The organism is Halomonas sp. NO4, assembly GCF_010994375.1.
Lineage (GTDB): Bacteria > Pseudomonadota > Gammaproteobacteria > Pseudomonadales > Halomonadaceae > Halomonas.
Genome location: NZ_WHMA01000001.1, coordinates 181,231 through 206,492 on the forward strand (window position 1 = coordinate 181,231; position 25,262 = coordinate 206,492).

Genomic DNA, 25,262 nt, shown 5'->3' on the forward strand with positions numbered 1-25,262 from the left:
TCCTGCGATTAGCAAGGAGACTGCATGACCTATCGAACAGCCCGCCGCCAGGGCATCGGCCTGGCCAGCAGCCTCGCGTTGATCTGCGCCCTGGCTCTGGCTGGCCCCGTCACCCAGGCTGCCACCTTGAACCCCCATGCCGTCGAGCCGACGCGCCACTTCTGGAATGCCCTGCAGCTCAAGCCCCGCGCCGCGGATGCCTGGGCGCGGCTGCGCAATGCCATGCAGTGGGAACTGCATATCGACGACCCCCGAGTGCAGCACTGGATCGACAAGCTGCGTGCCAGTCCGCAGAACGTGCACGAGATCGCCGAACGCGCCCGCCCCTGGCTGGCGTGGATCACCGAGCAGATCGAGCAGCGCGACCTGCCGGGCGAACTGGCCCTGATCCCCTTCATCGAAAGTTCCTTCGATCCGCATGCCCTTAGCCACCGCGGTGCCGCCGGGATGTGGCAGTTCATGCCGGGTACCGCCGACGCCCTGGGCCTGCAGCGTCTGCAGGGATACGACGGCCGGCTCGACGTGGCGGCCGCCACGCAAGCCGCCCTCGACTACATCGAACTGCAGGCCGAGCAGTGGTACGACGGCAACATCGAACTCTCCCTGGCAGCCTACAATGCCGGCGCCGGCACCGTGAACCGGGCACGCAACGCGGCCCTGGCCCGCGGAGAACGAGGCGATTACTGGAATCTCGACCTGCCTGGCGAGACCATGAACTACCTCCCCAAGCTGCATGCGATTGCCGCCATCGTCGCCGATCCTGAGACGTACGACATCGAGCTGCCCGCCATCGAGACAGCCCCGGCTGTTGCCGAGGTGCCGGTGGACCAGCCGCTCGACCTGCGTCGACTGGCCGACATGGCGGGCGTCAGCCACACCGAAATCGCCGACCTCAATCCGGCGCTCAGCGGCAGCCAGGTACGCCCGGGCACGGCCGAAGTGGTGATGATTCCCAGTGAGCATGAGGCGACGGTCCTGGCCCGCCTGGGTGATGAGCCGGCCCGTAACGACTCGCCTGGTGCCGCAGAGTACGTGGTGCAGCAAGGCGATACCCTGTCGCGCATCGCCGGCCGCCATGGGATCAGCGTCGACGAGATCCGCCGTCACAACAGCCTCCGCGGCGACGTGATCCAGGTCGGCCAGGTGCTCGACATGCCCAGCCAGAGCCTGGCATCTCGCTGATCGCCGGGTCAAAAACCGGCATGGCAGTTTACACGGGGCAAGGCTCCTGACACCTTATGGCGGTCGTCTCCCCGAGGACCAGAGGATTCCGCCAAGGATGTCACTGCTATCAATCGGCGCCTGCCGCCTGCGCCACAGCCTGCTGAGCCTGGTCGTGCTGGCCATGCCGGCCCTGGGCAACCCGGAGACCAGCGTTCCGACTGTCCACGGGCTGGCCCTCTACGACGAGCCAGCCCTACCCGCGGACTTTGCGCACTTCCCCTACGTCAATCCCGATGCGCCCAAGGGCGGCAGTATGACGCAGGCCGCCGTGGGCTCCAGCTTCGACTCGACCAATCCCTTCATCATCCGCGGCACGCCAGCCGCTGGGGTCTCGGTGATCTACGACACCCTGCTCGAGGGCAACCCCGACGAGCCGTTCAGCGTCTATGGCCTGCTCGCCGAAGGCATTCGCCTGGATCCCGACCGCCACTGGATCGAGTTTGACCTTCGCCCCGAGGCGCGCTTCCAGGATGGCGAGCCGGTCACGGCCGAGGACGTGGTGTTCAGCTTCAATCTACTGATCGAAGAGGGCAACCCCTTCTATCGCAGTTACTACGCCGAGGTGGAAAACGTCGAGGCACTGGATGAGCAGACGGTGCGCTTCACCTTCCGCTCCAACGAGTCGCGGGAGCTGCCACTGATCGTCGGCCAGCTGCCGATCCTGCCGAAGCACTACTGGGTCGAGCGCGACTTCACTTCGCCGACCCTCGACCGCCACCCCGGCTCCGGGCCCTACCGAATCGCCGAGGTAGAGCCGGGCCGGCGCATCGTCTACGCGCGCGATCCGGACTACTGGGGGCGCGACCTACCGGTCAACCGTGGACGCCACAACATCGACCGTCGTATCTACGACTACTACCGTGATCGCGACATCGCCTGGGAAGCCTTCAAGGCGGGCATCATCGACTACCGCACCGATGCCCGGGCCGCCACCTGGGCCATCGGCTACGACTTTCCCGCCTACCACGACGGCCTGGTCAAGCGCCTCACCGTGCCCGACGGCCAGCCCGCCACCATGCAGGCGTTCATCTACAACCTGCGCCGCGACAAGTTCAGCGACCGCCGCGTGCGCGAGGCGCTCGCGCTGACCTTCGACTTTCCCTGGCTCAACGCCAACCTCTTCTACGACAGCTACCGACGCACCCGAAGCTATTTCCAGAATTCCGAGATGGCCGCCGAAGGCATGCCGAGCGAGGCCGAGCTCGCCCTGCTCACGCCCCACCGCGACAGCCTACCGCCGGAGGTCTTCGAGGCCGCGCTGCCCATCGACCATCCCGATGAGCTGCGCGAGCGCCTGCGCCATGCCTATGAACTGCTGCAGGCGGCAGGCTATGTCGTCGAGGAGGGGCGCCTGATCCACAGCGAGACGGGCCGACCGTTGAGCCTCGAGGTGCTGCTCTTCGATACCGGCATGGAGCGGGTGGTCCAGCCGATGCTGCGCAACATGGCGCGCCTGGGGGTCGAGGGCAGCATTCGCATCGTCGATATCAACCAGTATCTCAACCGCCTGCGCAACTTCGACTTCGACATGGTGGTCGGCCAGTTTCCGCAGTCGAACAACCCCGGCAACGAGCAGCGCGAATACTGGACCAGCGACTATGCCGAGACTCCGCAGAGTCGCAACCTGATGGGGCTTGCCCGCCCGTCGGTGGATGCCCTCGTCGACCACCTGATCCGCGCCGACAGCCGGGCGGAGTTGAACACCGCCACCCGGGCCCTGGACCGGGTGCTGCGCTGGCTGTTCATCACGATTCCCCACTACCATTCCGGCGAGACGCGGATCGGACTCTGGGACAAGTTCAGCTACCCCGAGCCCTTCCCCGAGTACGGCTTCGACCTGGCCGCCTGGTGGGTCGACGCCGAGCGAGCCGCCGAGATCAACCAGCGGCTGCACGGCCGCTGACGCCTGGACAAGGATGCCCCCGTGAGCCGTTACGTTCTACGCCGACTGCTGCTGATGATCCCCACCCTGGTGGGCATCATGCTGCTCAACTTCATCATCGTGCAGGCCGCTCCCGGGGGCCCTATCGACCAGATGCTGGCCCGCTTCGAGGGCGCCGACAGCATGGCCAGCACGCGCCTAGATACCGGCGGTGGCGACGTGGTGGTGCGCGACGAGTCACGCGGCGCCCGGGGCATCGACCCGCGTTTCATCGAGCAGCTCGAGCAGCAGTTCGGCTTCGACAAGCCCGCCCACGAGCGCTTCCTGGGCATGATGGCCGACTACGCCACCTTCGACTTCGGCAACAGTTTCTTCCGCGACCGCCCGGTGGTGGAGCTGATGATCGAGCGCCTGCCGGTGTCGGTCTCCCTGGGCCTGTGGACCACCCTGCTCGTCTACCTGATCTCCATTCCGCTGGGCATTCGCAAGGCGCTGCACCACGGCTCGCGCTTCGACGTCTGGAGCTCGGGGCTGGTGATCGTCGGCTACGCCATACCCGGCTTCCTGTTCGCCATCCTGCTGATCGTGCTCTTCGCCGGCGGCAGCTACTGGGACCTCTTCCCGCTGCGCGGACTCACTTCGCCGGACTTCGACACGTTCTCGACCTGGGGCAAGGTCAAGGACTACGCCTGGCACATCACCCTGCCGGTGGTGGCCATGACCATCGGCAGCTTCGCGACCCTGACCATGCTCACCAAGAACAGCTTCCTCGACGAGATCCACAAGCAGTACGTGCTCACCGCTCGCGCCAAGGGAGCCAGCGACCGGCGCACGCTCTATGGCCATGTTTTTCGCAACGCCATGCTGATCATCATCGCCGGCCTGCCCGGCGCGCTGGTCACCATCTTCTTCACCGGCTCGCTGCTCATCGAGGTGATCTTCTCCCTGGAGGGGCTAGGCCTGCTCGGCTTCGAGGCGGTCATGCAGCGCGACTACCCGGTGATCTTCGGCACCCTCTTCCTCTATACCCTGATCGGGCTGATCCTCAAGCTGGTCTCCGATCTGACCTACGTGTGGGTCGATCCGCGCATCGACTTCGAAACCCGGGAGTCCTGAACCATGGCCCTCGCCTTCACGTCACGACTCTCCCCCATCACCCGGCGGCGCCTTGGTGTGTTCCGCGACAACCGGCGCGCCTGGGTGTCGCTGTGGGCCTTCCTGGCGCTCTTTGCGGTGAGTCTTGCCGCCGAGCTGATCGCCAACGACAAGCCCTTGGTGATGCGCTACGACGGCCAGTGGTACCTGCCCCTGCTGGTGGACTACCCAGAGACCGAGTTCGGCGGATTCCTGCCCACCGGCACTGATTACCACGACCCCTTCATCCGCGAACAGCTCGCCGATAACGGCTGGGCGCTGTGGCCGCCGATTCCCTTCTCCTACCAGACACTGGACATGCAGATGATGCGCCCCTCGCCGGCGCCCCCCGACGCCCGTCACTGGCTGGGGACCGACGATCAGGGACGCGACGTCCTGGCCCGGGTGATCTACGGCTTTCGCCTCTCGGTGATCTTCGCCCTGGTGCTGACGGCGGGCTCGCTGATCCTGGGCGTGGTGGTGGGTGGTATCCAGGGCTACGTCGGCGGCAAGACCGACCTGATCGGCCAGCGCCTCACCGAGATCTGGTCGGGGCTGCCGGTACTCTTCCTGCTGATCATCCTGGCGAGTTTCGTGCAGCCCGGCTTCTGGTGGCTGCTCGGCATCATGCTGCTCTTCTCCTGGTTGGGGCTGGTCGACGTGGTGCGCGCCGAATTCCTGCGCGCGCGCAATCTCGAGTACGTGCGCGCCGCCAAGGCGATGGGCCTCCCGCCCCGGCTGATCATGTGGCGCCACGTGCTGCCCAATGCCATGGTCGCCACCCTGACCTTCGTGCCCTTCCTCTTCACCGGGGCCATCACCAGCCTCACGGCGCTGGACTTCCTCGGCTTCGGCCTGCCACCCGGTTCGCCGTCACTGGGGGAGCTGGTCGCCCAGGGCAAGAACAACCTGCATGCTCCCTGGCTCGGCATCACCGCCTTCGTCAGCCTGTCGCTGATGCTCTCGCTGCTGGTGTTCATCGGCGAGGGGCTGCGCGATGCCTTCGACCCGCGCCACATTCAGCACGCCACGCCCCCCGACCCTGTGCCGAGGACCCAGACCAATGCCTGATTCCGCCTCCGATACGCTGTTCCGCCTGGACGAGCTGAGCATCGCCTTCGATGGCGCCACGGTGGTCGAACGCCTGTCGCTGTCCATTCGCCGCGGCGAGACGCTGGCCCTGGTGGGGGAGTCGGGCTCCGGCAAGTCGGTGTCCGCGCTGGGCGTCATGAACCTGCTGCCCGGCAACGCCCGGGTCACCGGGGGGCGCTGGCTGGGCGACACCGACCTTGCCCGCCTGCGTCCGCGGGCGTGGCAGGGGCTGCGCGGCGGCCGGGTGGGCTTCGTCTTCCAGGAACCCATGACCTCACTCAACCCGCTGCACACCGTGGCCAAGCAGATCGGCGAGACGCTGCGCCTGCACCAGGGCCTCTCCGGGCGAGCGGCCCGGGAGCGCAGCCGCGAGCTCCTCGTGCAGGTAAAGCTGCCGCGCCCCGACGAGCTGCTCGACGCCTGGCCCCACCAGCTCTCCGGCGGGCAGCGTCAGCGGGTGATGATCGCCATGGCGATTGCCAACGACCCGGAGCTGCTGATCGCCGACGAGCCCACCACGGCACTCGACGTCACCGTGCAGCAGGAGATCCTGGCGCTGCTCGCCGAGCTGCGTGATCGCCACGGCATGGGCATGCTCTTCATCACCCACGACCTCAACCTGGTGCGGCGGCACGCCGACCGGGTCTGCGTGCTCTTCAACGGCCGGGAGCAGGAGACGGGGCCGGTGAGCCGGGTTTTCGACGCCCCGCAGAGCGCCTACACCCGCACCCTGCTGGCCGCCGAGCCGGAGGGGCGGCCCACCCCCCTGCCCCGCATCACCCCGCTGCTCGAGGCCAAGCGCCTCGCCGTGCGCTTTGCCCGCCCGAAACGGCTGCTGGCCCCTCGCCCGCCGGCCTTCGAGGCGGTCAAGCCGCTCGACCTCACGCTGGGGCGTGGCGAGACCCTGGGCATCGTCGGCGAATCCGGCTCGGGCAAGACGACCCTGGCGCTGGCCCTGCTGCGTCTCACCGAGTGCCAGGGCGAGATTACCTTCGCCGAGGAGCGCCTCGACCGGCTCAGCGGCAAGGCGCTGCGACTGCGTCGCCGCCGCTTCCAGGTGGTCTTCCAGGACCCCTACGGGTCGCTCTCCCCCCGCCTGCCCGTCTCGGAGATCGTCAGCGAAGGGTTGCGCTTCCACTATCCCGAGTTGGAGGCCGCCGAGGTGCAGCGTCGCGTGCGCGAGACGCTGCGCGAGGTGGGCCTGCCGGAGAACTGCGCAGCGCGCTACCCTCACGAGTTCTCCGGCGGCCAGCGGCAGCGCATCGCGGTCGCCCGCGCCATCATTCTGGAGCCCGAGCTGCTGGTCCTCGACGAGCCCACCTCGGCGCTCGACCGCACCGTACAGAAGCAACTGATCGTCCTACTGCGCGACCTCCAGGCGCGGCGCGGCCTGAGCTACCTGTGCATCAGCCACGACCTGGCGGTGGTGCGCGCCATGGCGCACCGGGTGATGGTGCTCAAGGAGGGCGAGGTGGTCGAGCAGGGAGAGTGCCTCGAAGTCCTGCAGGCGCCGCGGACCGCCTACACCCGCGCCCTGGTGGCGGCCGCCGGGCTCTCGGCCTCCGCGGTGCCCGTCGGCGAGCCGTGACGACGGCCTCTCGGCAGGGCGTTAGGTGGCGCCGGGTCAGAAAGCCGCGATCTCCTCGGCGCTGAGTGCCCGCCAGGCGCCCTCGGGCAGGTCCGCCAGGGCCAGCGGCCCCACCGACTCGCGGTGCAGGGCGACGACGTGGTTGCCGACGACGGCAAACATGCGCTTGACCTGGTGGTACCGGCCCTCGAACAGGGTCAACTCGGCCACCCGGGGTTCGCGCATGATCAGCTCGGCGGGACGCGTGGGCTTGGTGTCGCCCTCCAGCAGCAGCCCCTCGGCAAAGCACCGCGCCGCCTGTTCCAGTGCCTCGCCGGCCAGCGGCTCGGCCAGGCTGACGCGGTAGACCTTGCCACAGCGCCGGCGTGGCGCCGTCACCCGATGCGACCACTGGCCGTCATCGGTCAGCAGCACCAGGCCGGTGGTATCCACGTCGAGCCGCCCCACCGGCTGGAGCCGTTCCGCCTTGGGTAGGTCGATCAAGTCGATGGCGCGAAGGTAGAGCCCGCGCCGCGCCGTGCACTCCACGCCGGGCGGCTTGTGCAGCATCAGGTAGCGCCGCCCCACCAGGACCAGCGGTTCGTCGTGCCAGGTGACCCGGCTCGCCTCGTCCACCTGGGTGGCGGCCTGCTTCACCAGTTCCCCGTTCACGCGCACCTCGCCGCGCTGCAGGGCCTTTTTGGCCAGGCCGCGCGTGAGGTCGGTGGTTTCGGCAAGGAAGCGGTCGAGCCGCATCAGTAGCCCACCCCATCGGAGAGGGTGAAATGGTCAGCATCCCGCCAGGCGGGAAACTTCTCGCGGAACGCCTGGAGCTCGTCCAGCGACAGGGTGGCGGTCTCGACGAAAGGCGTGTCGCGCGGCTCGTCGATCAGCGCCTCGCCCTTGAAGTCGACCAGCATGGAGTCGCCGGCGTAGCCCAGCCCCTTGGCGTCCTCGCCCACGCGATTCACCCCGATCACCGGGCAAAGGTTCTCGATGGCTCGGGCCTGGAGCAGGATGCGCCAGGGGTGACGGCGCGGCGCGGGCCAGTTGGCCACGCACAGCAGAGCATCGTACTCGAAGTGCTCGTCGGGGCCCGGCTGCTGGCGAAGCCAGACGGGAAAGCGCAGGTCGTAGCAGACGCTGAGCAGGATGCGAAAGCCCTTGAGGGTGACGATGACGCGCTCGTGGCCCATGGCGTAGCGCTCGTGCTCGCCGGCCATGCGGAAGAGGTGACGCTTGTCGTAGTGCACCCGGCTGCCGTCGGGACGGGCCCAGACCAGGCGGTTGTAGAAGTGCCCCTCATCTTCGATGGCCACGCTGCCGGTCACCACGCAGCGGCGGCGGCGGGCCTGTTCGCTGAGCCAGGCCACCGTGCGGCTCTCGGCCATGGGTTCGGCCATCTCGCGCGAGTTCATGGTGAAGCCGGTGGCGAACATCTCCGGCAGCACGATCAGGTCAGTGTCGTCACCGCCGAGATCGCCCAGCGTCTCCTCGAGCAGGCGACAGTTGGCATCGGGATCTTCCCAGCGCAGGTCGCACTGCACCAGGGTGGTACGCAGTTCACTCATCTCGGGTTCCTGTTGCGCGATGGGCATGCTTTCCAGCGTACCGCAGCGTCTCGGCCACGTCAGCCCGCATCGACGCCCGTCGCCCCATGGCGGGCGAGCCATTCGCCTGCTAAGTTAAGCCTTTTGCCAGGAGCCCGGCATGTCCCCCACTCTCTCCCCTGACCGCGAAGCCGCCCAGGGCGTTGCCTTCGGGCTCGCCGCCTATGTGATGTGGGGATGCTTTCCGCTCTTCTTCGCCCTCTTCCAGGGTGTGCCCGCCTTCGAGGTACTGATCCATCGCGTCATCTGGTCCTGCGTCTTCCTGGTCGGCCTGATCACCCTGATGCGCCGCTGGGCGCCGATTCGCCTGGCGCTGGCCGAACCGCGCCGGCTGGGGCGCGTGCTCGGCTGCGCCCTGCTGATCGCCACCAACTGGGGGCTCTACATCTACGCCGTGGAGAGTCGCCAGGTCTTCCAGGCGAGCCTGGGCTATTTCCTTACTCCGCTGGTCAACGTGGCCCTGGGGATGCTGGTCCTGCGCGAACGCATGGCCGCCCTGCAGGGCGTGGCCGTGGCGATCGCCGGCGTGGCCATCGCCATTCAGCTGATGCTGCTCGGCGAGCTGCCCTGGATCAGCCTGGTGCTCGCTTTCTCCTTTGGCACCTACGGCCTGCTGCGCAAGCAGGTGCCGCTGGACGGGCTCTCCGGCCTCTTCGTCGAGACCCTGTTGCTGCTGCCCCTGGGGCTCGTGGCGCTGGCCTGGCTGAGTTCGGTCGAGCTGTCGCACTTCCTGGAGGCACCGCGCACCACGGCGCTGCTCGTCGCCAGCGGGGTGATCACCGCCCTGCCGCTGCTCGCCTTTGCCGGGGCGGCTCGCCGGTTGCGCCTGGCCACGCTGGGGTTTCTGATGTACCTCAACCCCTCCATCCAGTTCTTCCTCGCCCTGCTGGTGTTCCGTGAGCCGCTAGCACCCACCCAGTTGGCCACCTTCGTGTTGATCTGGACCGGGCTTGCGCTCTACTCCTGGTCGGCGTGGCAGGGGCGTACGCGCCGCCCGGCCCCCGGGGCACCCCGCCAGTCCAGCTAGCCTCACCGCCCATGCGCTACGCTGACCCCATGAATTCGCCCGGGTCGCCACCGCCGGGCCGCCCGCGTATCCTGCTGGTCGGCGCCGGCCATGCTCACCTCCACGTGATTCGCCACCGTCATCGCCTGGCGAGCGCCGAACTCGTGGTGGTGGACCCCGGCGGCTTCTGGTATTCGGGGCTGGCCACCGGGATGCTCGGCGGGCGCGTCGCCCCCGCCGAGGACCGCCTCGACCCGCGCCGGCTGTGCCGTCGCCATGACGCCACCCTGCTGCGCGCCCGACTGGACGGTGTCGATCTGACCACCCGCGAGGCGTGCCTCGACGACGGGCGTCGCCTGGGTTTCTCGCTGCTCTCGCTCAACCTCGGCTCGCAGGTCGATCACCCTCCGGCACGCCGCCCCGGGCCGAGGGTCTGGACGGTGAAGCCGATCCCCCAGCTGGCCAACCTGCGCCGCCAGCTGGAGCGCGCCTTCGACCGGGGCGAGACGCCACGTGTCGCCGTGGTCGGCGGCGGTCCGAGCGGGGTGGAGGTCGCCTGTAACCTGGCGGCCCTGGCACAGCGCCGCTCGGGGGAGATCGAGGTGACCCTGGTCACGCGGGGCGCCAGCGTGCTCGGCGAGGCACCGCCACGCGCACAGCGCTGGCTGGCGCGCCATCTCGGGCGCCTGGGGGTGCGGGTCAAGACCGAAACGCGCGCGGTGGGCCATGCGCCGGGCGGCCTGATGGTGAGCGACGAGACGGTGCCCATGGGGGAGGACAGCCTGGATCTGGTGATAGCCGAGCATGTGGTTCATGCCAGCGGGCTACAGCCGCCGGCCGTGGCGGAAGCGCTGGGCCTGCCCTGCATCGAGGCGCGCGGCCTGGCGATTCACGCCACCCTGCAGAGCACCGGCGACGCCGATATCTTCGCCGTGGGCGACTGCGCTGCCCTCCCCGGCCGGGCGCTGCCCCGCCAGGGCGTCTACGGGGTGCGCCAGGGGCCGGTGCTGCTCGACAACCTGGCGGCGCGGCTCTATGGGCGCGGGCTGCGCGACTTCGTCCCCCAGCGCCAGGCGTTGGCCATCCTCGACCTGGGCCAAGGCCTGGGGCTTGCCCTGCGTGGGCGCCACTGGTGGGCTGGGCGCGGCGCCCTGCGCTGGAAACGTTGGCTGGATGCGCGTTTCCTGCGTCGCTACCGCGGCTGAGGCGTCACCAGCCTGGCCAGGCCATCTGCGTGCTCAGACCACCTCGGGCTTGTAGCCGACGCGGAAGCCCCCCCAGTGCTTGCCGTCGACGAACACCGGCACGGAGAGGTCGTGCATGATCTCGCCGGTATCGCGTTTGTAGGTCTGCAGCAGCAGCGGCTCCTGGTGCGCCCCGCAGCGACTCCCGGTGGGATCGTCGTAGATCCGCTTGCTGCGGCTCAGCTTGAGGTCGTGCTCGTAGTCGCCGTTGGGCGGTTCGCTGACATGGTGATTGTGGGTGGGCACGTAGCCGCGCCGGTCGGTGCTGATGGCGTAGGCGAGCCCCTGGGCGCCGAGCAGCGGCTCCTGAACCTCGGGGAAGTGGCGGTCGGTGTAGTCGTCGAAGTCGGTGCGGTACTGCACGGGGTTGGTACCGGCAACCGGCCGATAGTCGGGCTCGAAGAGCGTACGGGCCTCGATCTCGCCACGCTTGATGCCCGCCTCGAGCAGCCTGCCGACCTGAGCTGCAGCCTCGCGGGTGGCCGCCAGCACCTGCTGATGACGGCCCTCGAGGCGCTGCTGGGCCAGGGCGCCGTCGACGCCCTCCGCCGCTTCCATCAGCGAGCGGGCCTGGCCGGCCAACCCATGCATGTCGCGATTGCCCTGCTCGGTCTCCTCCTCGAGGGTGCTGAGCGTACCGGCGACCCGCTGGGTGTGCCGGTTGGTGTCCTCCATGGCCTCGGCGATGGAGCGGATCTCGCTCTCCACTCGGTCGAAGTCGCCGGTCATCTCGGTGAGCTGCTCGCCCACCTTGCCCATCTCCTGGGCCCGGTCGCCGACCCGCTGCATCAGGTGACCGATGGTATCGACGACGCGATGGCTGCTGTCGCCGATATCACCGACCAGCGCCTCCACGTTGCGGGTGGCGTCCGCCGTGCGTCCGGCGAGCTGGCGCACCTCGCCGGCGACCACGGCAAAGCCCCGCCCGTGTTCGCCGGCGCGGGCGGCCTCGATGGAGGCGTTGAGCGACAGCAGGTTGGTCTGTTCGGCGATCTCCTCGATCAGCGAGGTGACGTGGCGCACGCTATCGGCCTTTTCGCTGAGGAGGTTGAGCAGTTCCAGCGCCTCCTCCGAGCGGCTCGCCAGCGCCTGCATCTCGGTGATGACCTGATCCAGGGATTCGCGGCTCACGTGGCTGGCGTCCCGCGAGCGGCTGGCCAGCGATGCCACGTTGCCAGCACTGGCGGCCACCTGCTCGATGGCCGCGGTGATGGCCGCCATGCTCGACGACGCCTCGCGCACGACTCCCTCCTGGCGGTCCAGTCGCCGGTCCATCTGATCGGCGTGGTGAGAGACCTCCGCCGAGGCGATGGCGGTATTGCTGGCCCGCTCGATCAAGCCATGGGCCATGCGTCGCAGGGAGAGGTAATCGCGGGTGGGTGGCAGCCAGGCCACGAGGCGCCCGCTCTCCAGCCGCTCGGCACTGGCCGTGAAGACGCTCGTCATGCCGGACAGCACCAGCAGCGCGCCCGCGGCGCCGCCCAGGCCCAGGGTAACCGCGCCCAGCACGCCAGCCCCGGCCACCACAATGAGTATCAAGCCGATACCCAGCAGCGCCAGGCCGGCTACCACGATCAGAATCTGCATGACACGTTCTCTTTTGTTGTCGATGTCATGCGCAGCTTACCGTGTCGACAGGCTGATCCCTCTAGCACTTTCGCCTGTCATACCAAAGCGTGATTCCCGTCGGAGAGCATCAGACGGCACGCCGGATCGTGCCGTCATCCGCCATCGCCGCGAGGCACCGACCCTGGCGGCGTGATCGATCACTGCTGGCTGGCAGCCAGGGCCTGGTCGAGGTCGGCGATGATGTCGTCGACATGCTCGATGCCGATGGAAAGCCGCACCATATCGGGCTTGACCCCGGCCGCTTCCAGCTCCTGGTCGTTGAGCTGACGGTGGGTGGTCGAGGCGGGAATCGACGAACAGGTCTTGGCGTCGCCGATGTTTACCAGCCGCAGGATCATGCCCAGGGCGTCGTAGAAGCGCGCCCCGGCCTCGCGGCCGCCGCGGATGCCGAAGCTGAGGATGCCGGAGGCCTGGCCATCCATGTACTTCTGCGCCAGCTCATGATCCTTGTGGCTGGACAGGCCGGCATACTGCACCCAGGTGACCGCGTCGTGGGCTTCCAGGTATTCGGCGACCCGGCGCGCATTGGCGCAGACCCGCTCGATGCGCAGGGCCAGCGTCTCCAGCCCCTGCAGCAGGTTCCATGCCGCCTGGGCGGAGAGTGCTGCCCCCATGTTGCGCAGCGGCACCACCCGCGCCCGACCGATGAAGGCGGCTTCGCCCAGGTCGCGGGTGTAGCACACGCCATGGTAAGACACGTCCGGCTCGTTGAGCAGCGGGAAGCGCTCCGGGTAGTCGGCCCAGGGGAAGCGGCCGGAATCGACGATCACCCCGCCCACGGTGGTGCCGTGGCCGCCGATGTATTTGGTGGCCGAGTGGATCACGATGTCGGCGCCGTGCTCGATGGGCCGCCACAGGAAGGGCGTCGGCACGGTATTGTCGACCATCACCGGCACGCCATGACGATGGGCCACCTCGGCCAGGCGTTCCAGGTCGACCACGCTGCCCGAGGGGTTGCCCACGGTCTCGCAGAACACGGCCTTGGTGCGCTCGTCGATGAGCGACTCGATACCCGCGATGTCATCCTTGTCGGCGAAGCGCACCTCGATGCCCTGGCGCGGCAGGGTGTGGGCGAAGAGGTTGTAGGTGCCGCCGTAGAGCTCGCTGATCGAGACGATGTTATCGCCCGCCTCGGCGATGGTCTGGATGGCATAGGTGATGGCGGCCATGCCCGAGGCTACCGCCAGTCCGGCAATGCCGCCTTCAAGAGCCGCCAGGCGCTGTTCGAGCACCGCGCAGGTGGGGTTCATGATGCGCGAGTAGATATTGCCTTCCACCTTGAGGTCGAAGAGGTCGGCGGCGTGCTGGGCGTCGTCGAAGGCAAAGGAGGTGGTCTGGTGAATGGGCACGGCCACGGCCTTCTGCTCGTCGGGGGCGTAGCCGTGATGCAAGGCGAGGGTTTCGGGTCGCATGTAGAGGTCCTTGTCGTTTGATCCCGCCCCGATGCTAGCCAAGTCTCAACCTCGGCACCAATATCGTTTAGTCTGGTAGCCTTTCGCGGGCCCTGGCGCCCCCTTCCCCGTGATTGACGAGAACGGATGCTGAAACGTCACCTGCCAATCCTCAGCTGGCTGCCCCACTACAACCGACGCCTGTGCAGTGCCGACCTGCTGGCCGGCGTCATCGTCACCGTGATGGTGATCCCCCAGTCGCTGGCCTATGCCATCCTGGCCGGACTGCCGGCGGTGGTCGGGCTCTACGCCAGCCTGCTGCCGATGCTCGTCTACGCCTTGCTCGGTACCAGTCGCACCCTGGCGGTGGGCCCCGTCGCCATCGTGGCACTGATGACCGGGGCCGCCCTCGCCAACGTGGCCTCGCCGGGGACGCCCGAATACCTGGAGGCGGCACTGGTTCTCTCGCTGCTGTCCGGTCTCATGCTCATCGCCATGGGGCTGCTGCGCATGGGGTTTCTGGCCAACTTTCTGAGTCACCCGGTGATCGGGGGCTTCCTCTCCGCCGCGGGCCTGCTGATCGCGGTGAGCCAGGCGGGCCACCTCCTGGGGCTCGAGGTCGAGGCCAGCGGTCTCTTTCCCCGCCTCGCCGAGATCGTCAGCGGCCTGCCCCACTTGAACGGCCCGACGCTGGCCATCGGCAGCGCCACCCTGCTGTTTCTGGTTGCCATGCGTCTGCGCGGCAAGCAGGCCCTCCGCGGGCTGCGTCTGCCGCCGTCGCTGGCCGACCTGGTGACCCGTACCGGCCCCGTGCTGGCGGTGGTGGTCACCACCTGGCTCACCTGGTGGCTCGACCTCGCCGCGCAGGGCGTGGCGGTGGTCGGCGACATCCCGCGCGGCCTGCCGCCCCTCACCCTGCCCGGCTTCGAGCTCTCCCTGTGGCAGAGCCTGCTCGTGCCGGCGCTGCTGATCAGCGTGGTGGGCTTCGTCGAATCCGTCTCCATGGGCCAGATGCTCGCCGCGCGCCGCCGGGAGCGCATTTCACCCAATCAGGAACTCGTGGGCCTGGGCGGCGCCAACCTCGCCGCGGCCTTCTCGGCCGGGATGCCCGTGACCGGCGGCCTGTCGCGAACCGTGATCAACTTCGATGCCGGGGCCCGCACGCCCATGGCGGGGATCTTCGCCGCCGCAGGCATCGCCCTGGTCACGCTGCTGTTCACTCCGTTGCTTGCTCACCTGCCGATCGCCACCCTGGCGGCCACCATCACCGTATCGATCCTGACCCTGGTGGATGTACCCATGATCCGCCAGACCTGGCGCTACTCGCGCAGCGACTTCTCGGCCATGGCGGCGACCATCGCCCTGACCCTGGTGGAGGGCGTCGAGGCGGGCATCATCGGCGGCGTGGCCCTCTCCATCGGCCTTTTCCTCTACCGCACCAGCCGCCCCCACAGCGCCCTGGTGGGCCGCATCCCGGGCACCGAACACTTCCGCAACGTGGTCCGGCACGACACCGAGACCGCCTCGCACCTGGCGCTGCTGCGCATCGACGAGAGCCTCTACTTCGCCAATGCGCGCTACCTGGAGGATCTCGTCTACGACCTGGTGGCCACCCGCCCGGAGCTCGAGCAGGTGGTACTGATCTGCTCGGCCGTCAACCTCATCGACGCCTCGGCGCTGGAGAGCCTCGATGCCATCAATGCGCGTCTCAAGGACTCCGGCGTCACCCTTCACCTGGCCGAGGTCAAGGGCCCGGTGATGGACCAGCTCAAGCGCAGCGACTTCCTCGACGCCATGACCGGGCGGGTTTTTTTGAGCACCTACGCGGCCTGGCGCGAACTGGCCCGCGAGCCGGAGTGACACGCCTTCACCGCGACCGCGCCCAACTCCTATGCTGGAAGGAAACGCCGAAGCGATCTCAGGAGGCAGATCACCATGCGCATAGCGGAAGGCTTCGTCGGCGCCATTGGCGCCACTCCCCTGCTTCGCCTGCCCAGCCTGTCCCGCGCCAGCGGCTGCGAGATCCTGGGCAAGGCCGAATTCATGAACCCGGGCGGCTCGGTGAAGGACCGCGCGGCCCTCTACATCGTCCTCGACGCCGAACGCCGCGGCGCCCTGAGCCCCGGCGGCACCGTGGTGGAAGGCACCGCCGGCAACACGGGCATCGGCTTGGCGCACATCTGCCACGCCCGCGGCTACCGCTGCGTGATCGTCATTCCCGAGACCCAGACCCGCGAGAAGATCGATCTATTGCGCACTCTCGGCGCCGAGGTGCATACCGTGCCCGCCGCCCCCTACAGCGACCCCAACAACTACCAGAAGGTCGCCCAGCGCATGGCCGCGGAGCGGGACAACGCCATCTGGGCCAACCAGTTCGACAACCCGGCCAACCGCGAGGCCCACTACGCGACCACCGGCCCCGAACTCTGGGAGCAGACCGACGGCCAGCTCGATGCCTTCGTGGCGGCGACCGGCACCGGCGGCACCCTGGCCGGGGTGGCCCGCTACCTCAAGGAGCAGCGCAGGGACATCCGCTGCGTGCTCGCCGATCCCACCGGCAGCGCCCTCTATCGCTACGTCAAGGCCGGCGAACCGGAGGTCCTCGGCCCTGGCTCCATCACCGAGGGCATCGGCAGTAGCCGGGTCACCGCCAACCTGGAGGGCACGCCGATCGACGACGCCCTGCAGATCGACGATCAGCAGGCGGTGACCACCGTCTATCGGCTGCTCGCCGACGAAGGACTCTTCCTCGGCAGCTCGTCGGGCATCAACGTGGCGGCGGCGCTGCAGGTCGCCGAGCAGCTGGGGCCGGGACACACCATCGTCACCGTGCTGTGCGACGGCGGCGCGCGCTACGCCTCACGCCTGTTCGACCGCGAGTGGTTGGCCGGCAAGGGGCTCGCGGTGCCCTGATGTCGCACGTCGCCACCGGGTGTCGTGGCGCAGCGCTTATCGGAAGGGCGTCGATTGGGTATCCTGTTCGGCAAAAGCCAGGAATATCGACACATGGATGGCACCCCCATGGAGCACGCCCCGCGCCAGAACCTGGGCATCAGCGCCTACCACTGGCTGAAGCGCGACATCATTCGCGGCATCTTCCAGCCGGGCGAAAAGCTGCTGATGAGCCGACTCAAGGAGCGCTACGACCTGGGCATCGGCCCGCTGCGCGAAGCGCTCTCCCAACTCGTTGCCGAGCGCCTGGTGGTGGCAATCAGCCAACGCGGCTACCGGGTCGCCCCCATGTCGCTGGCCGAGCTCGCCGACCTCTACGACGCCCGCGCCCAGATCGAGGGGCTGATCCTCAAGCTCGCCATCGAGCGCGGTGACGATGCCTGGGAAGCCGAGATCCTCGCCACGGCGCACACCCTGTCCAAGGTCATGGAGGTCAACACCCCCGACGAACTGCTGGACGTCTGGGACACTCGCCACAAGGCCTTCCATACCGCCATTGCCAGTGGCTGCGGCTCCCCTCACCTGCTCCAGGTGCGCCAGAGCCTGTTCGACCAGGTGGAGCGCTATCGTCACCTGTGGCTTCGCGAAACGGTCTTCTCCGAGGAAGCGCTGGCACGCAAGCGTCGTGAACACGCCGCCCTCGTGGACGTCATCCTGGCGCGCAATGCCGAGCGCGCCGCCGAGATGATGCGCGAGCACCTGATGACCCCGGTGCCGATCATCACCGAGGTCATGAAACGCCAGGGGCTGGCCTGAACCACAGGCAGCGTGACAGCGACGCGTCATCGTACTGTCACCGACACGGACGACACTGGCGCAGTGACAAGTCAGGTAACGCTTTGTATCTTTCCAGTAGGTAGCGCTCCCGCGATGGCTCGGGAAGCGCTGTCGCCCCAGCCCACGGAGACGACGACATGCCCCATCTGCTGCGATTTTCTCGTGACATCGAAACGCGCCTCGAGCGACTGGCCCAGCAGACGGGCGTGAGCAAGGCGGAACTGATCGAGCGCTGCGTCGCCCTGGCGCTGGAGGAACTGGAAGCGCCCCTGCTGCTGGAGGAGAGACCCCACCGCACGCCGCGGGAGGCGCCAACCCTGGATCAGGTGCTGCGCGAGAGCGGCCTGGGGGCTTAGCGCCCCCGCTCAGTCGAACTGCCGGCGAAATCGCCGATAGTCGGCCAGTGCGCGCTCGGGTGACTGAGCGGCCAGGCGTACCCTCTGGCCCGGCACGCATTGCGCCAGCCGCGACGCGGCCAGCGGGGTCAGGGCACCGAGACGCGGATAGCCGCCGATGGTCTGGCGATCGTTGAGCAAGACGATGGGCTGGCCATCCGGTGGCACCTGAACGGCGCCGAGCCCCAGCCCCTCGGAGATCAGGGAATCAATCCGGCAGCGCAGCACCGGCCCTGTCAGGCGCACCCCCATCCGGTCGGCACGGTCGTCGACTTCCCATGACGCGTTGAAGGCAGCGTAAAGGCTCCCCCCGTGGAAGTCGGCAATCTGCGCGCCTGGCAGCAGTGCCAGGCGGCAGTCGGCCCGGTAATCCGGCTGCGCCTCCCCCGGCACCTCGGGTGACGCCGAGAACGGCTCGGCGGGGGCCGCGCGCAGCTCATCGCCTTCGGCCAAGGGTCGCCCTCGCCCATCGTGGCCCCCCAGGCCTTCGCGTACCACGCAAGCGCAACTGCCCAGCACCGGCTCTGCCACAAAACCGCCCGCCACTGCCAGATAGGCTCGCAATCCGGCCTGGGGCGAGGCGAAGGCGAGGCGCTGCCCTTCGCGCGCGGTGACACGCGTCCAGAGCGGCAAGGGATCGCCATCCAGGGTGGCGCCCAGGTCTGCGCCGGCCACAGCGAGGGCCAGGTCCCGAGCCACCTCGAGTTCCAGTCCGCCGAAGGTCACCTCCAGGGCTGGCGTGCCCCAGGCATTGCCGGCCAGGCGATTGGCCCAGGCCCAGGCGTTCAGATCGGCGGGACCGCCTTGTGTCACCCCCAGCCGTCGCGCACCGAAACGGCCGGCATCTTGCAGTAAAGCCAGCGGTCCGGGATGTAGGACGCGAAATGAGATAACGGTATAATTACTACCCATCAACGCGCCTCCTCGATCGGCGTCACGTCCCCACCCTGGCGCTGCAGAGTGTCGCGATCCACGGGCACGAAGCGCACGCGATCCCCTACCTGGAGCAGGCTGAAGCCCTCCCGGTCGCGGTCGAAGAGCCGGGCCGAGGTACGCCCCAACAGGTTCCAACCGCCCGGCGTCTGCATCGGATAGGCGGCGGTCTGTCGCCCGGTGATCGCCACGCTGCCCAGCGGCACTCGGCGGCGCGGCGTCTCGAGTCGCGGCGTCGCCAGGCGCTCGTCGAGCAACCCCATGAAGGCGAAGCCGGGGACAAAGCCCAGGGCGAAAACCCGGTAGACCCCCTGGCTGTGGCAGTCGATCACCTGCTCCACGGAGAGGCCTGCATGGGCCGCCACGCGCTCGAGATCGGGCCCGACGCTGGGATCGTACCAGGTGGGCAACTCGTGCACCTCCCCCGCCGCGGCTTGCTCATCATCCGGCGCCAGATCGGTGAGGAGTTCGACAAGCCGGCAACGCGCCTTATCCGGCGAAAGCTGCAACGGATCGAAGACCACCAGCAGCGTGGTGTAGGACGGCACCAGGTCCACCAGGGTGTCGCCGAACGCCGCCTCGCAGCGCCGGGTGAGTGCCGCCAGCCAAGGCAGGTTGGCTTCGTCGATGCGCGCGAAGAGACGCACCAGCCAGCCATCCAGGCCGGCCGACTCGAGGCGGGGCAACCGGTCACGCTCGCTCACGAGGCCGCCTCGAGGGCCTGAAGCGCCTGGCGGATCGCCTTCACGGCGGCAATGGACTCGGGATTGTCCCCATGCACGCAGAGGGTGTCGGCTTCGAGCACCAGCTCGCTGCCGTCGCTGGCGGTGAGAGGCGCCCCGCTGGCGATGCGCCGCGCCTGGTCGACGATGACGTCGGGATCGTGGTGCACCGCCCCCGGCTCGCGGCGCGAGACCAGTCGCCCGTGGCCGTCGTAGGCGCGGTCGGCGAAGGCCTCGAACCACAGCGTCACGCCTTCACGACGCGCCAGCTCACGCATGGATTCCGTGTCGCGGGTGGCCATCACCATCAGCGGCAGCGCCGGGTCGTAGGCCGCCACGGCGCGCATCACCGCCGCCAGGGTGTCGCGATCCCGCACCATGTCGTTGTAGAGGGCGCCATGGGGTTTGACGTAGCCAAGCGTGACGCCTTCGGCGCGCCCCACACCAGCGAGCGCCCCCACCTGATAGAGCACCAGGTTCTCGATCTCGCTGGGCGAACAGGCCAGTGAACGGCGCCCGAAGCCGACCAGGTCCGGGTAGGCGGGATGCGCGCCCACCGTCACGCCGTGTTCGGCCGCCAGGCGCAGGGTGCGCCGCATGACATCGGGGTCCGAAGCGTGAAAGCCGCAGGCAACGTTGGCCAGATCCACGTAGGGCATGACCTCTGCGTCACGGCCCATGACCCAAGGGCCCAGGCTCTCCCCCATGTCGGCGTTGAGTCGCAGTCTCGGCATGAACACCTCCTTGAAAGGGCATCTCCCCGGGAATGTATCAATAAGTGGGACCTGAAGCAGGGGCTACGCACAGGAAAGTTGATGCAGCGTATGGCGGCCGTGCGACGCCCTTCCCGACGGGCGCTATGCTCTACCCATAGCGAGGCGCGCTTCGCCAACAAGACCGACAACACCGGTAACGAGAGGAAACCACGATGACCGCCAAGACACCGCTGCTGGCCGGGATGGCCGCCACCCTCGGTTTCAGCCTAGCCATTTCCTCAACCGGCGCCCAGGCCGCCACCGAATGGGACATGCCAACACCCTATGGGGATCGCACCTTCCACACCGTCAATATCCGCGAATTCGCCGATGCCGTTCGGGAGCGCACCGATGGCGAACTCGACATCACCGTGCACGCCAACGGCTCGCTGATCGGCCACCCCGAGATCAAGAACTCGGTGCGCCGCGGTATCGTGCCCATCGGCGAGCTGATCATGTCTCGCCTGGCCAACGAGAACCCCATCTTCGAGGTGGATTCCGTGCCCTACCTGGCGGCCAGCTACGAGGAGGCCGGCGCCCTGTGGGACGCCTCGCGCGAGATCATCAGCGAAGAACTGGGCGAACAGGGGTTGCGCCTGCTGTTCGCCGTGCCCTGGCCGCCCCAGGGGATCTACACCCAGCAGCCGCTGACCGGCCCCGATGACCTGCAGAACCTCAGCATGCGCGCCTACAACGCCGCCAGCGAGCGCCTCGCCCAGCTGGCCGGCGCCGTGCCCACCCAGGTGGAGGTGCCGGACATCCCCACTGCCTTCAGCACCGGCCGCGTAGACGCCATGATCACCTCGCCGGCCACCGGCGCCGACACCCAGGCCTGGGACTACCTGAGCCATTTCAACCATGCCCAGCTGTGGTTGCCCAAGAACATGGTCATCGTCAACGAGCAAGCGTTCTCGCGTCTCGACGAGGCCACCCGCGAGGCGGTGCTGGAGGCCGCCGCCGAGGCCGAGGAGCGTGGCTGGGCCATGAGCCGCGAAGAGACCGACGAGGCGCTGGCCGTGCTCGAGGAGAACGGCATCGAGGTGAGCGAGCCCACCCCCGAGCTCGCCGAGAAGCTGCGCGAGATCGGTGACACCATGACCAGCGAATGGGCCGAGGAAGCCGGCGAGCAGGGAGCCGCCATTCTCGAGGCCTACGAAGCAGCCCGCCAATGATCGCTGCGGTCCCGGCCAGCCGGGGCCGAGCTCCCTGCCGCCAGGGTTTGCCACCATGCGCTATCGACTTAGGCCGCTCTACAACCTGGGCGGCTATCTCTCCGCTGCCTGCCTGTGCCTGATCTGCACCCTGATCACCGCGCAGATCGTGGGGCGCCTGCTCGACCGGGTCGCCACGCAGCTCGGGGCCGGCCGTATCGGCCTGACCATCCCGGGGCTCGCCCAGATCTCGGGTTACCTGCTGGTGGGTGCGAGTTTCCTGGGGCTGGCCTACACCTTCGTCAACGGTGGCCATATCCGGGTCACCCTGTTGATCGGGCGCCTGCCCGCCGCCATCCGCGTCTACTTCGAGGTGTTCTGCCTGAGCATCGCCGCCGCGCTGAGCCTCTATCTCGCCTGGAACCTCGGCTGGCTGCTCGCCGACAGCATCGCCTACGGGGAAACCTCCTACGGCCTGGTGAACATTCCGCTGTGGATTCCCCAGACGGCCATGCTCACCGGCGTGGTGTTGCTCTGCCTGGCGCTGATCGAGGCCTGGCTGATCACCCTCGTCACCGCCGTGACGCGCCCGAGGGACTTCACCATCGACGACACGGGCCACTCGTGAACCGGGAGAGACCACCATGCTGACGATGATGCTCTCGCTCCTCGTCGCCCTGCTGGTGTTGCTCGGCAGCGGCGTCTGGGTGGCCTTTTCGCTGATGGCGCTGGGCTGGATCGGGCTCTCCCAGTTCACCAACATCCCCACCGGCGACGTCATGGCGACCAACGTTTGGGGCTCGAGCTACAGCTGGGAGCTGACCGCCCTGCCCATGTTCATCTGGATGGGCGAGATCCTCTTCCGTTCCCGGCTCGCCAACGACATGTTCACCGGGCTGTCGCCCTGGATGCGGCGGGTACCGGGCCGACTGCTGCACACCAACGTGGTGGGCTGCGCGCTCTTCGCCGCAGTCTCGGGCTCCTCGGCGGCCACCTGTGCCACCATGGGCAAGATGACCCTGCCCGAGCTCACCCGGCGGGGCTACGACGAGCGCCTGGTGATCGGCAGCCTGGCGGGCTCGGCCACCCTGGGCCTGCTGATTCCGCCCTCGATCATCCTGATCGTGTTTGCCGTGGCCACCGACCAGTCGATCGCCCGCCTGTTCATTGCCGGTATCCTTCCCGGGTTGATGCTGGTCTCGCTGTTCGCCCTCTACCTGATGCTGTGGTCGTGGCGCTATCCCGAGCGCGTGCCGGCCCCCGACCCGGGCATCGGCCTGGGCGAGAAACTGCGCCGCTCGCGGCGCCTGCTGCCCATGCTGGCACTCATCATCGGCGTGATCGGCTCCATCTACGCCGGCCTCGCCTCGCCCACCGAGGCCGCCGCCGTGGGGGTCGTGCTCTCCCTGCTGCTGGCGCGCGTGCAGGGCAGCATGGATCGCCACGTCTTCCGCGATGCGCTGCTCGGTGCCGTGCGCACCTCGATCATGATCGCCTTCATTCTCGCCGGCGCCTCCTTCCTGACCGCTGCCATGGGCTTCACCGGCCTGCCCCGCGACCTGGCCGCCTGGATCGCCGCGCAGGAGCTCTCGCCGTGGATGCTGCTCGCGGCCCTCACCCTCTTCTTCATCGTACTGGGCTGCTTTCTGGACGGCATCTCGGTAGTGGTGCTGACCACCTCGATCATGCTGCCGATGGTGGAGGCCGCCGGCATCGACCTGATCTGGTTCGGGATCTTCCTGGTGATCGTGGTAGAGATGTCGCAGATCACCCCCCCGGTGGGCTTCAACCTCTTCGTGCTCCAGGGCATGACCGGGCGCAACATTCTCAGCATCGCCTGGGCGGCGATGCCCTTCTTCCTGCTGATGATGCTGGGTGTCGTCCTGATCACCCTCTTCCCGGCGATCGTCACCTTCCTGCCCGAGGCGATGGGGAATCGCTGAGGCGACGCTCCGGAGGCGCCTCCAGCTCCGCCAGGGCCGCCCGGGGATCGCGAGGGTAGTAGCGCTCCGGCTGGCGCTGCACGTGGGTGAAGAAGCGGGTGTCCTTGTAGGGCATCTTCATGAAGCCGGAGACGCCCAGGCCGGTGATCTGGTCCACGGCGGCGAGGATGTCGTCGAGGCGCTGACGAAACTCCGCCTCCCGGGAGGGATCGAGCAGCCGGTAGTAGCTGTGGATCTTGAGATGGGCGGGCAGCGCCTCGAAGATGATCATGCCGGTATGGTGGATCTCGTTGAGCGCCTCCAGCGAGGCGATGATCGGCTCGGGCAGCACCAGGAACTCCTCGGGGTCGGGGCCGTCCTCGAAGTAGCTGTGCAGCCGCGAGCGATCCTCCAGTTCCGGCACCGCACTCACCTCGTAGCGCAGGCGCATCCCCGGCTCGAGGTGGAACGGCTCCTCGGGGTCGTCGCGGTCCAGGTGCAGGGTGTCGCGAGCATTGAACAGGCAGCTCTTGAAGATCCCTCGACGGTAGATGGCCCGCGCCAGGTTGACCATGTTGTTGACCGCCGCCACGAAGGCCGGCTTGAGCGCCGGGTCGTGGAGGTTGAGCGAGGTGTCGATGTAGACGCCCTCCGCCTCCCAGCGCACCGCAAGCCCGCCCACCACCGGGTACTTACCAAGCCGGCTGACCGCCGCCAGGAACGCCTTCTCGGTCTCGCCCATGCCCTGCATGAAGTTCTTGTAGTAGCGGTCGAGCTGGACATCGTTGACGTCGCTGAGCGTCTCCTCGCCGCCCTCCTCGCGCAGGAAGGCCTTGCGCGAGCTGTAGACGACGGTGTCGATCTCGTGGGTCGAGGGTCGCACCCAGGTCGGTACCAGCGGCGCCTCGGGTGGCTCGGGGAGATCGATCATCACGGTGCGGGCCAGGCGCGGCATCTCGCGCACGAAGTGATCGCCGGCCTGGCGCCGGGTGGCGGGATCGGGATCGAGCATGCCGTCGAGCATGCGCGCGAACTCCATGGGCAGTCCCAGCGAGGTCGCGGGGATGGCGCGATGGCCGAAGCGGCACGACTGGGCCGAGGCGAGCGCATAGAGGGTGCCCGCCGCGCCCTGCTCGTCGAAGCGCGGCGAGGACAGTGCGCCATTGAGCTGCTCGTCGCCGATGAAGTAGACGTCGCCCAGGCGGGCGTTGGTCTGCTGCAGATTGTCGGACATCAGTTCCATGACGTTGGTCGCCACGAACTGCAGGTTGGCATCGAGCTGGGCGAACACCGAGGAACCCCAGTCGATCAGGGCCACCGTCTCACGGGCGGCGTCGAAGACCAGGTTGGAGGGCTTGATGTCGCCGTGGACGATGGGTTTGCCGGCCGGGCCGGCTTCCCGGCGCAGGGCGCGCAGGATGTCCGCCAGCTGGTCGGCGATACGCACGATCAGCCGCGGTGCGAGGCGCCCTTCCTGGAGCGAGACCTCCTCCAGGTTGAGCCCCGGCGCGCGCTGCATGACCAGGATCGACTGGCTGCGCACGCGCTGGAAGGCGATCAGCTTGGGCACTCGCGGATGGTCGACCTGCTCCAGCATGAAGGCCTCTTCCTCGAGGCGGTCCTGAAGGTGCTGGGGCAGGTTGACCCGGGTGAACTTGAAGACGTACTCCTCGCCGTGGGCGGTGATGCCGGCGAAGACGAAGCCGTAGGCACCCTTGCCGATCAGCTCGATGTCCCGGTAGCCCAGCTGCTCGAGCTGGGCCTGACACAGCGCCACCCATTCCTTGAGCTTGCGGGCGTCGTCGTGACTGAGCAGGTAGATCGACTGCTCTTCCGGGATGTAGAACTGCTGCAGGGGTGCCTGGGGCATGGCGCT

General features: G+C 68.2%; 22 protein-coding genes. 14 read left to right on the forward strand and 8 right to left on the reverse strand.

Annotation, left to right across the window (positions count from 1 at the left end):
* Positions 1–24 precede the first annotated feature (24 nt).
* From FEF15_RS00940 to FEF15_RS00960, 5 genes are all read left to right on the forward strand, one after another.
* Positions 25–1,182 (forward strand): transglycosylase SLT domain-containing protein, encoded by a 1,158-nt coding sequence (locus FEF15_RS00940; RefSeq protein ID WP_163557210.1) that lies wholly within the window; start codon positions 25–27, stop codon positions 1,180–1,182.
* A 163-nt stretch (positions 1,183–1,345) separates the two neighbouring features.
* Positions 1,346–3,127, forward strand: a complete 1,782-nt coding sequence (locus tag FEF15_RS00945) for an extracellular solute-binding protein (RefSeq protein ID WP_240454040.1) — start codon at positions 1,346–1,348, stop codon at positions 3,125–3,127.
* Between the two features lie 21 nt (positions 3,128–3,148).
* Positions 3,149–4,222 carry a microcin C ABC transporter permease YejB gene (locus FEF15_RS00950; RefSeq protein ID WP_163557212.1) on the forward strand — a complete coding sequence of 358 codons (1,074 nt, stop codon included), beginning with the start codon at positions 3,149–3,151 and terminating at the stop codon, positions 4,220–4,222.
* 3 nt (positions 4,223–4,225) lie between these two features.
* Positions 4,226–5,311 carry an ABC transporter permease gene (locus FEF15_RS00955; RefSeq protein ID WP_163557213.1) on the forward strand — a complete coding sequence of 362 codons (1,086 nt, stop codon included), beginning with the start codon at positions 4,226–4,228 and terminating at the stop codon, positions 5,309–5,311.
* Positions 5,304–6,920, forward strand: coding sequence for a dipeptide ABC transporter ATP-binding protein (locus FEF15_RS00960; protein ID WP_163557214.1), 1,617 nt, complete (start codon positions 5,304–5,306; stop codon positions 6,918–6,920). Before FEF15_RS00955 ends, FEF15_RS00960 begins: the two co-directional genes overlap by 8 nt.
* Before the next feature lie 36 nt (positions 6,921–6,956).
* Here the strand turns inward: FEF15_RS00960 and FEF15_RS00965 are convergent, their stop codons facing one another.
* On the reverse strand, positions 6,957–7,655 hold the full coding sequence (locus FEF15_RS00965) for a pseudouridine synthase (RefSeq protein ID WP_163557215.1): 699 nt from the start codon (positions 7,653–7,655) through the stop codon (positions 6,957–6,959).
* Positions 7,655–8,470: an amidohydrolase gene (locus tag FEF15_RS00970; RefSeq protein WP_163557216.1), complete on the reverse strand. Its 816-nt coding sequence runs from the start codon at positions 8,468–8,470 to the stop codon at positions 7,655–7,657. Before FEF15_RS00970 ends, FEF15_RS00965 begins: the two co-directional genes overlap by 1 nt.
* A 139-nt stretch (positions 8,471–8,609) precedes the next feature.
* Between FEF15_RS00970 and rarD the strand changes: the two genes are divergently transcribed.
* Entirely contained in the window at positions 8,610–9,536 is a 927-nt protein-coding gene (rarD, locus tag FEF15_RS00975; RefSeq protein ID WP_163557217.1) for an EamA family transporter RarD, read from the forward strand.
* Positions 9,537–9,565: 29 nt separating this feature from the next.
* Complete coding sequence (locus FEF15_RS00980; protein WP_163557218.1) at positions 9,566–10,720, forward strand: FAD-dependent oxidoreductase; 1,155 nt, start codon at positions 9,566–9,568, stop codon at positions 10,718–10,720.
* A 33-nt stretch (positions 10,721–10,753) separates the two neighbouring features.
* Here the strand turns inward: FEF15_RS00980 and FEF15_RS00985 are convergent, their stop codons facing one another.
* Both FEF15_RS00985 and FEF15_RS00990 read right to left on the reverse strand, forming a co-directional pair.
* Entirely contained in the window at positions 10,754–12,346 is a 1,593-nt protein-coding gene (locus tag FEF15_RS00985) for a methyl-accepting chemotaxis protein (protein WP_240454029.1), read from the reverse strand.
* A 179-nt stretch (positions 12,347–12,525) separates the two neighbouring features.
* Positions 12,526–13,800 (reverse strand): aminotransferase class I/II-fold pyridoxal phosphate-dependent enzyme, encoded by a 1,275-nt coding sequence (locus tag FEF15_RS00990; protein ID WP_163557219.1) that lies wholly within the window; start codon positions 13,798–13,800, stop codon positions 12,526–12,528.
* Between the two features lie 126 nt (positions 13,801–13,926).
* Between FEF15_RS00990 and sulP the strand changes: the two genes are divergently transcribed.
* From sulP to FEF15_RS01010, 4 genes are all read left to right on the forward strand, one after another.
* Positions 13,927–15,639: a sulfate permease gene (sulP, locus tag FEF15_RS00995; RefSeq protein ID WP_163557220.1), complete on the forward strand. Its 1,713-nt coding sequence runs from the start codon at positions 13,927–13,929 to the stop codon at positions 15,637–15,639.
* Between the two features lie 75 nt (positions 15,640–15,714).
* Entirely contained in the window at positions 15,715–16,692 is a 978-nt protein-coding gene (locus tag FEF15_RS01000) for a cysteine synthase A (protein ID WP_163557221.1), read from the forward strand.
* A gap of 108 nt (positions 16,693–16,800) precedes the next feature.
* Positions 16,801–17,487, forward strand: a complete 687-nt coding sequence (gene csiR, locus FEF15_RS01005) for a DNA-binding transcriptional regulator CsiR (protein WP_163557325.1) — start codon at positions 16,801–16,803, stop codon at positions 17,485–17,487.
* Between the two features lie 158 nt (positions 17,488–17,645).
* Positions 17,646–17,864: an iron-containing alcohol dehydrogenase gene (locus FEF15_RS01010; protein WP_163557222.1), complete on the forward strand. Its 219-nt coding sequence runs from the start codon at positions 17,646–17,648 to the stop codon at positions 17,862–17,864.
* A gap of 9 nt (positions 17,865–17,873) precedes the next feature.
* Here the strand turns inward: FEF15_RS01010 and FEF15_RS01015 are convergent, their stop codons facing one another.
* The 3 genes from FEF15_RS01015 to FEF15_RS01025 are packed head-to-tail and all read right to left on the reverse strand — an operon-like array spanning position 17,874 to position 20,292.
* Entirely contained in the window at positions 17,874–18,815 is a 942-nt protein-coding gene (locus FEF15_RS01015) for a biotin-dependent carboxyltransferase family protein (RefSeq protein ID WP_163557223.1), read from the reverse strand.
* Entirely contained in the window at positions 18,815–19,540 is a 726-nt protein-coding gene (pxpB, locus tag FEF15_RS01020) for a 5-oxoprolinase subunit PxpB (RefSeq protein ID WP_240454030.1), read from the reverse strand. The genes FEF15_RS01015 and pxpB overlap by 1 nt, the downstream gene beginning before the upstream one ends.
* Positions 19,537–20,292, reverse strand: coding sequence for a 5-oxoprolinase subunit PxpA (locus FEF15_RS01025; RefSeq protein ID WP_163557224.1), 756 nt, complete (start codon positions 20,290–20,292; stop codon positions 19,537–19,539). The genes pxpB and FEF15_RS01025 overlap by 4 nt, the downstream gene beginning before the upstream one ends.
* Positions 20,293–20,486: 194 nt before the next feature.
* Between FEF15_RS01025 and FEF15_RS01030 the strand changes: the two genes are divergently transcribed.
* From FEF15_RS01030 to FEF15_RS01040, 3 genes are read left to right on the forward strand one after another with little or no spacing between them, the layout of a single operon-like run.
* Entirely contained in the window at positions 20,487–21,485 is a 999-nt protein-coding gene (locus FEF15_RS01030; RefSeq protein WP_205598449.1) for a TRAP transporter substrate-binding protein, read from the forward strand.
* A gap of 55 nt (positions 21,486–21,540) precedes the next feature.
* Complete coding sequence (locus tag FEF15_RS01035) at positions 21,541–22,092, forward strand: TRAP transporter small permease (RefSeq protein WP_163557225.1); 552 nt, start codon at positions 21,541–21,543, stop codon at positions 22,090–22,092.
* 16 nt (positions 22,093–22,108) lie between these two features.
* Positions 22,109–23,407, forward strand: coding sequence for a TRAP transporter large permease subunit (locus FEF15_RS01040; RefSeq protein ID WP_163557226.1), 1,299 nt, complete (start codon positions 22,109–22,111; stop codon positions 23,405–23,407).
* Here FEF15_RS01040 and FEF15_RS01045 read toward each other — a convergent pair.
* Positions 23,373–25,256 (reverse strand): protein kinase, encoded by a 1,884-nt coding sequence (locus FEF15_RS01045; RefSeq protein WP_163557227.1) that lies wholly within the window; start codon positions 25,254–25,256, stop codon positions 23,373–23,375. The two genes, FEF15_RS01040 and FEF15_RS01045, sit on opposite strands and share 35 nt — an antisense overlap.
* Positions 25,257–25,262: the final 6 nt, after the last annotated feature.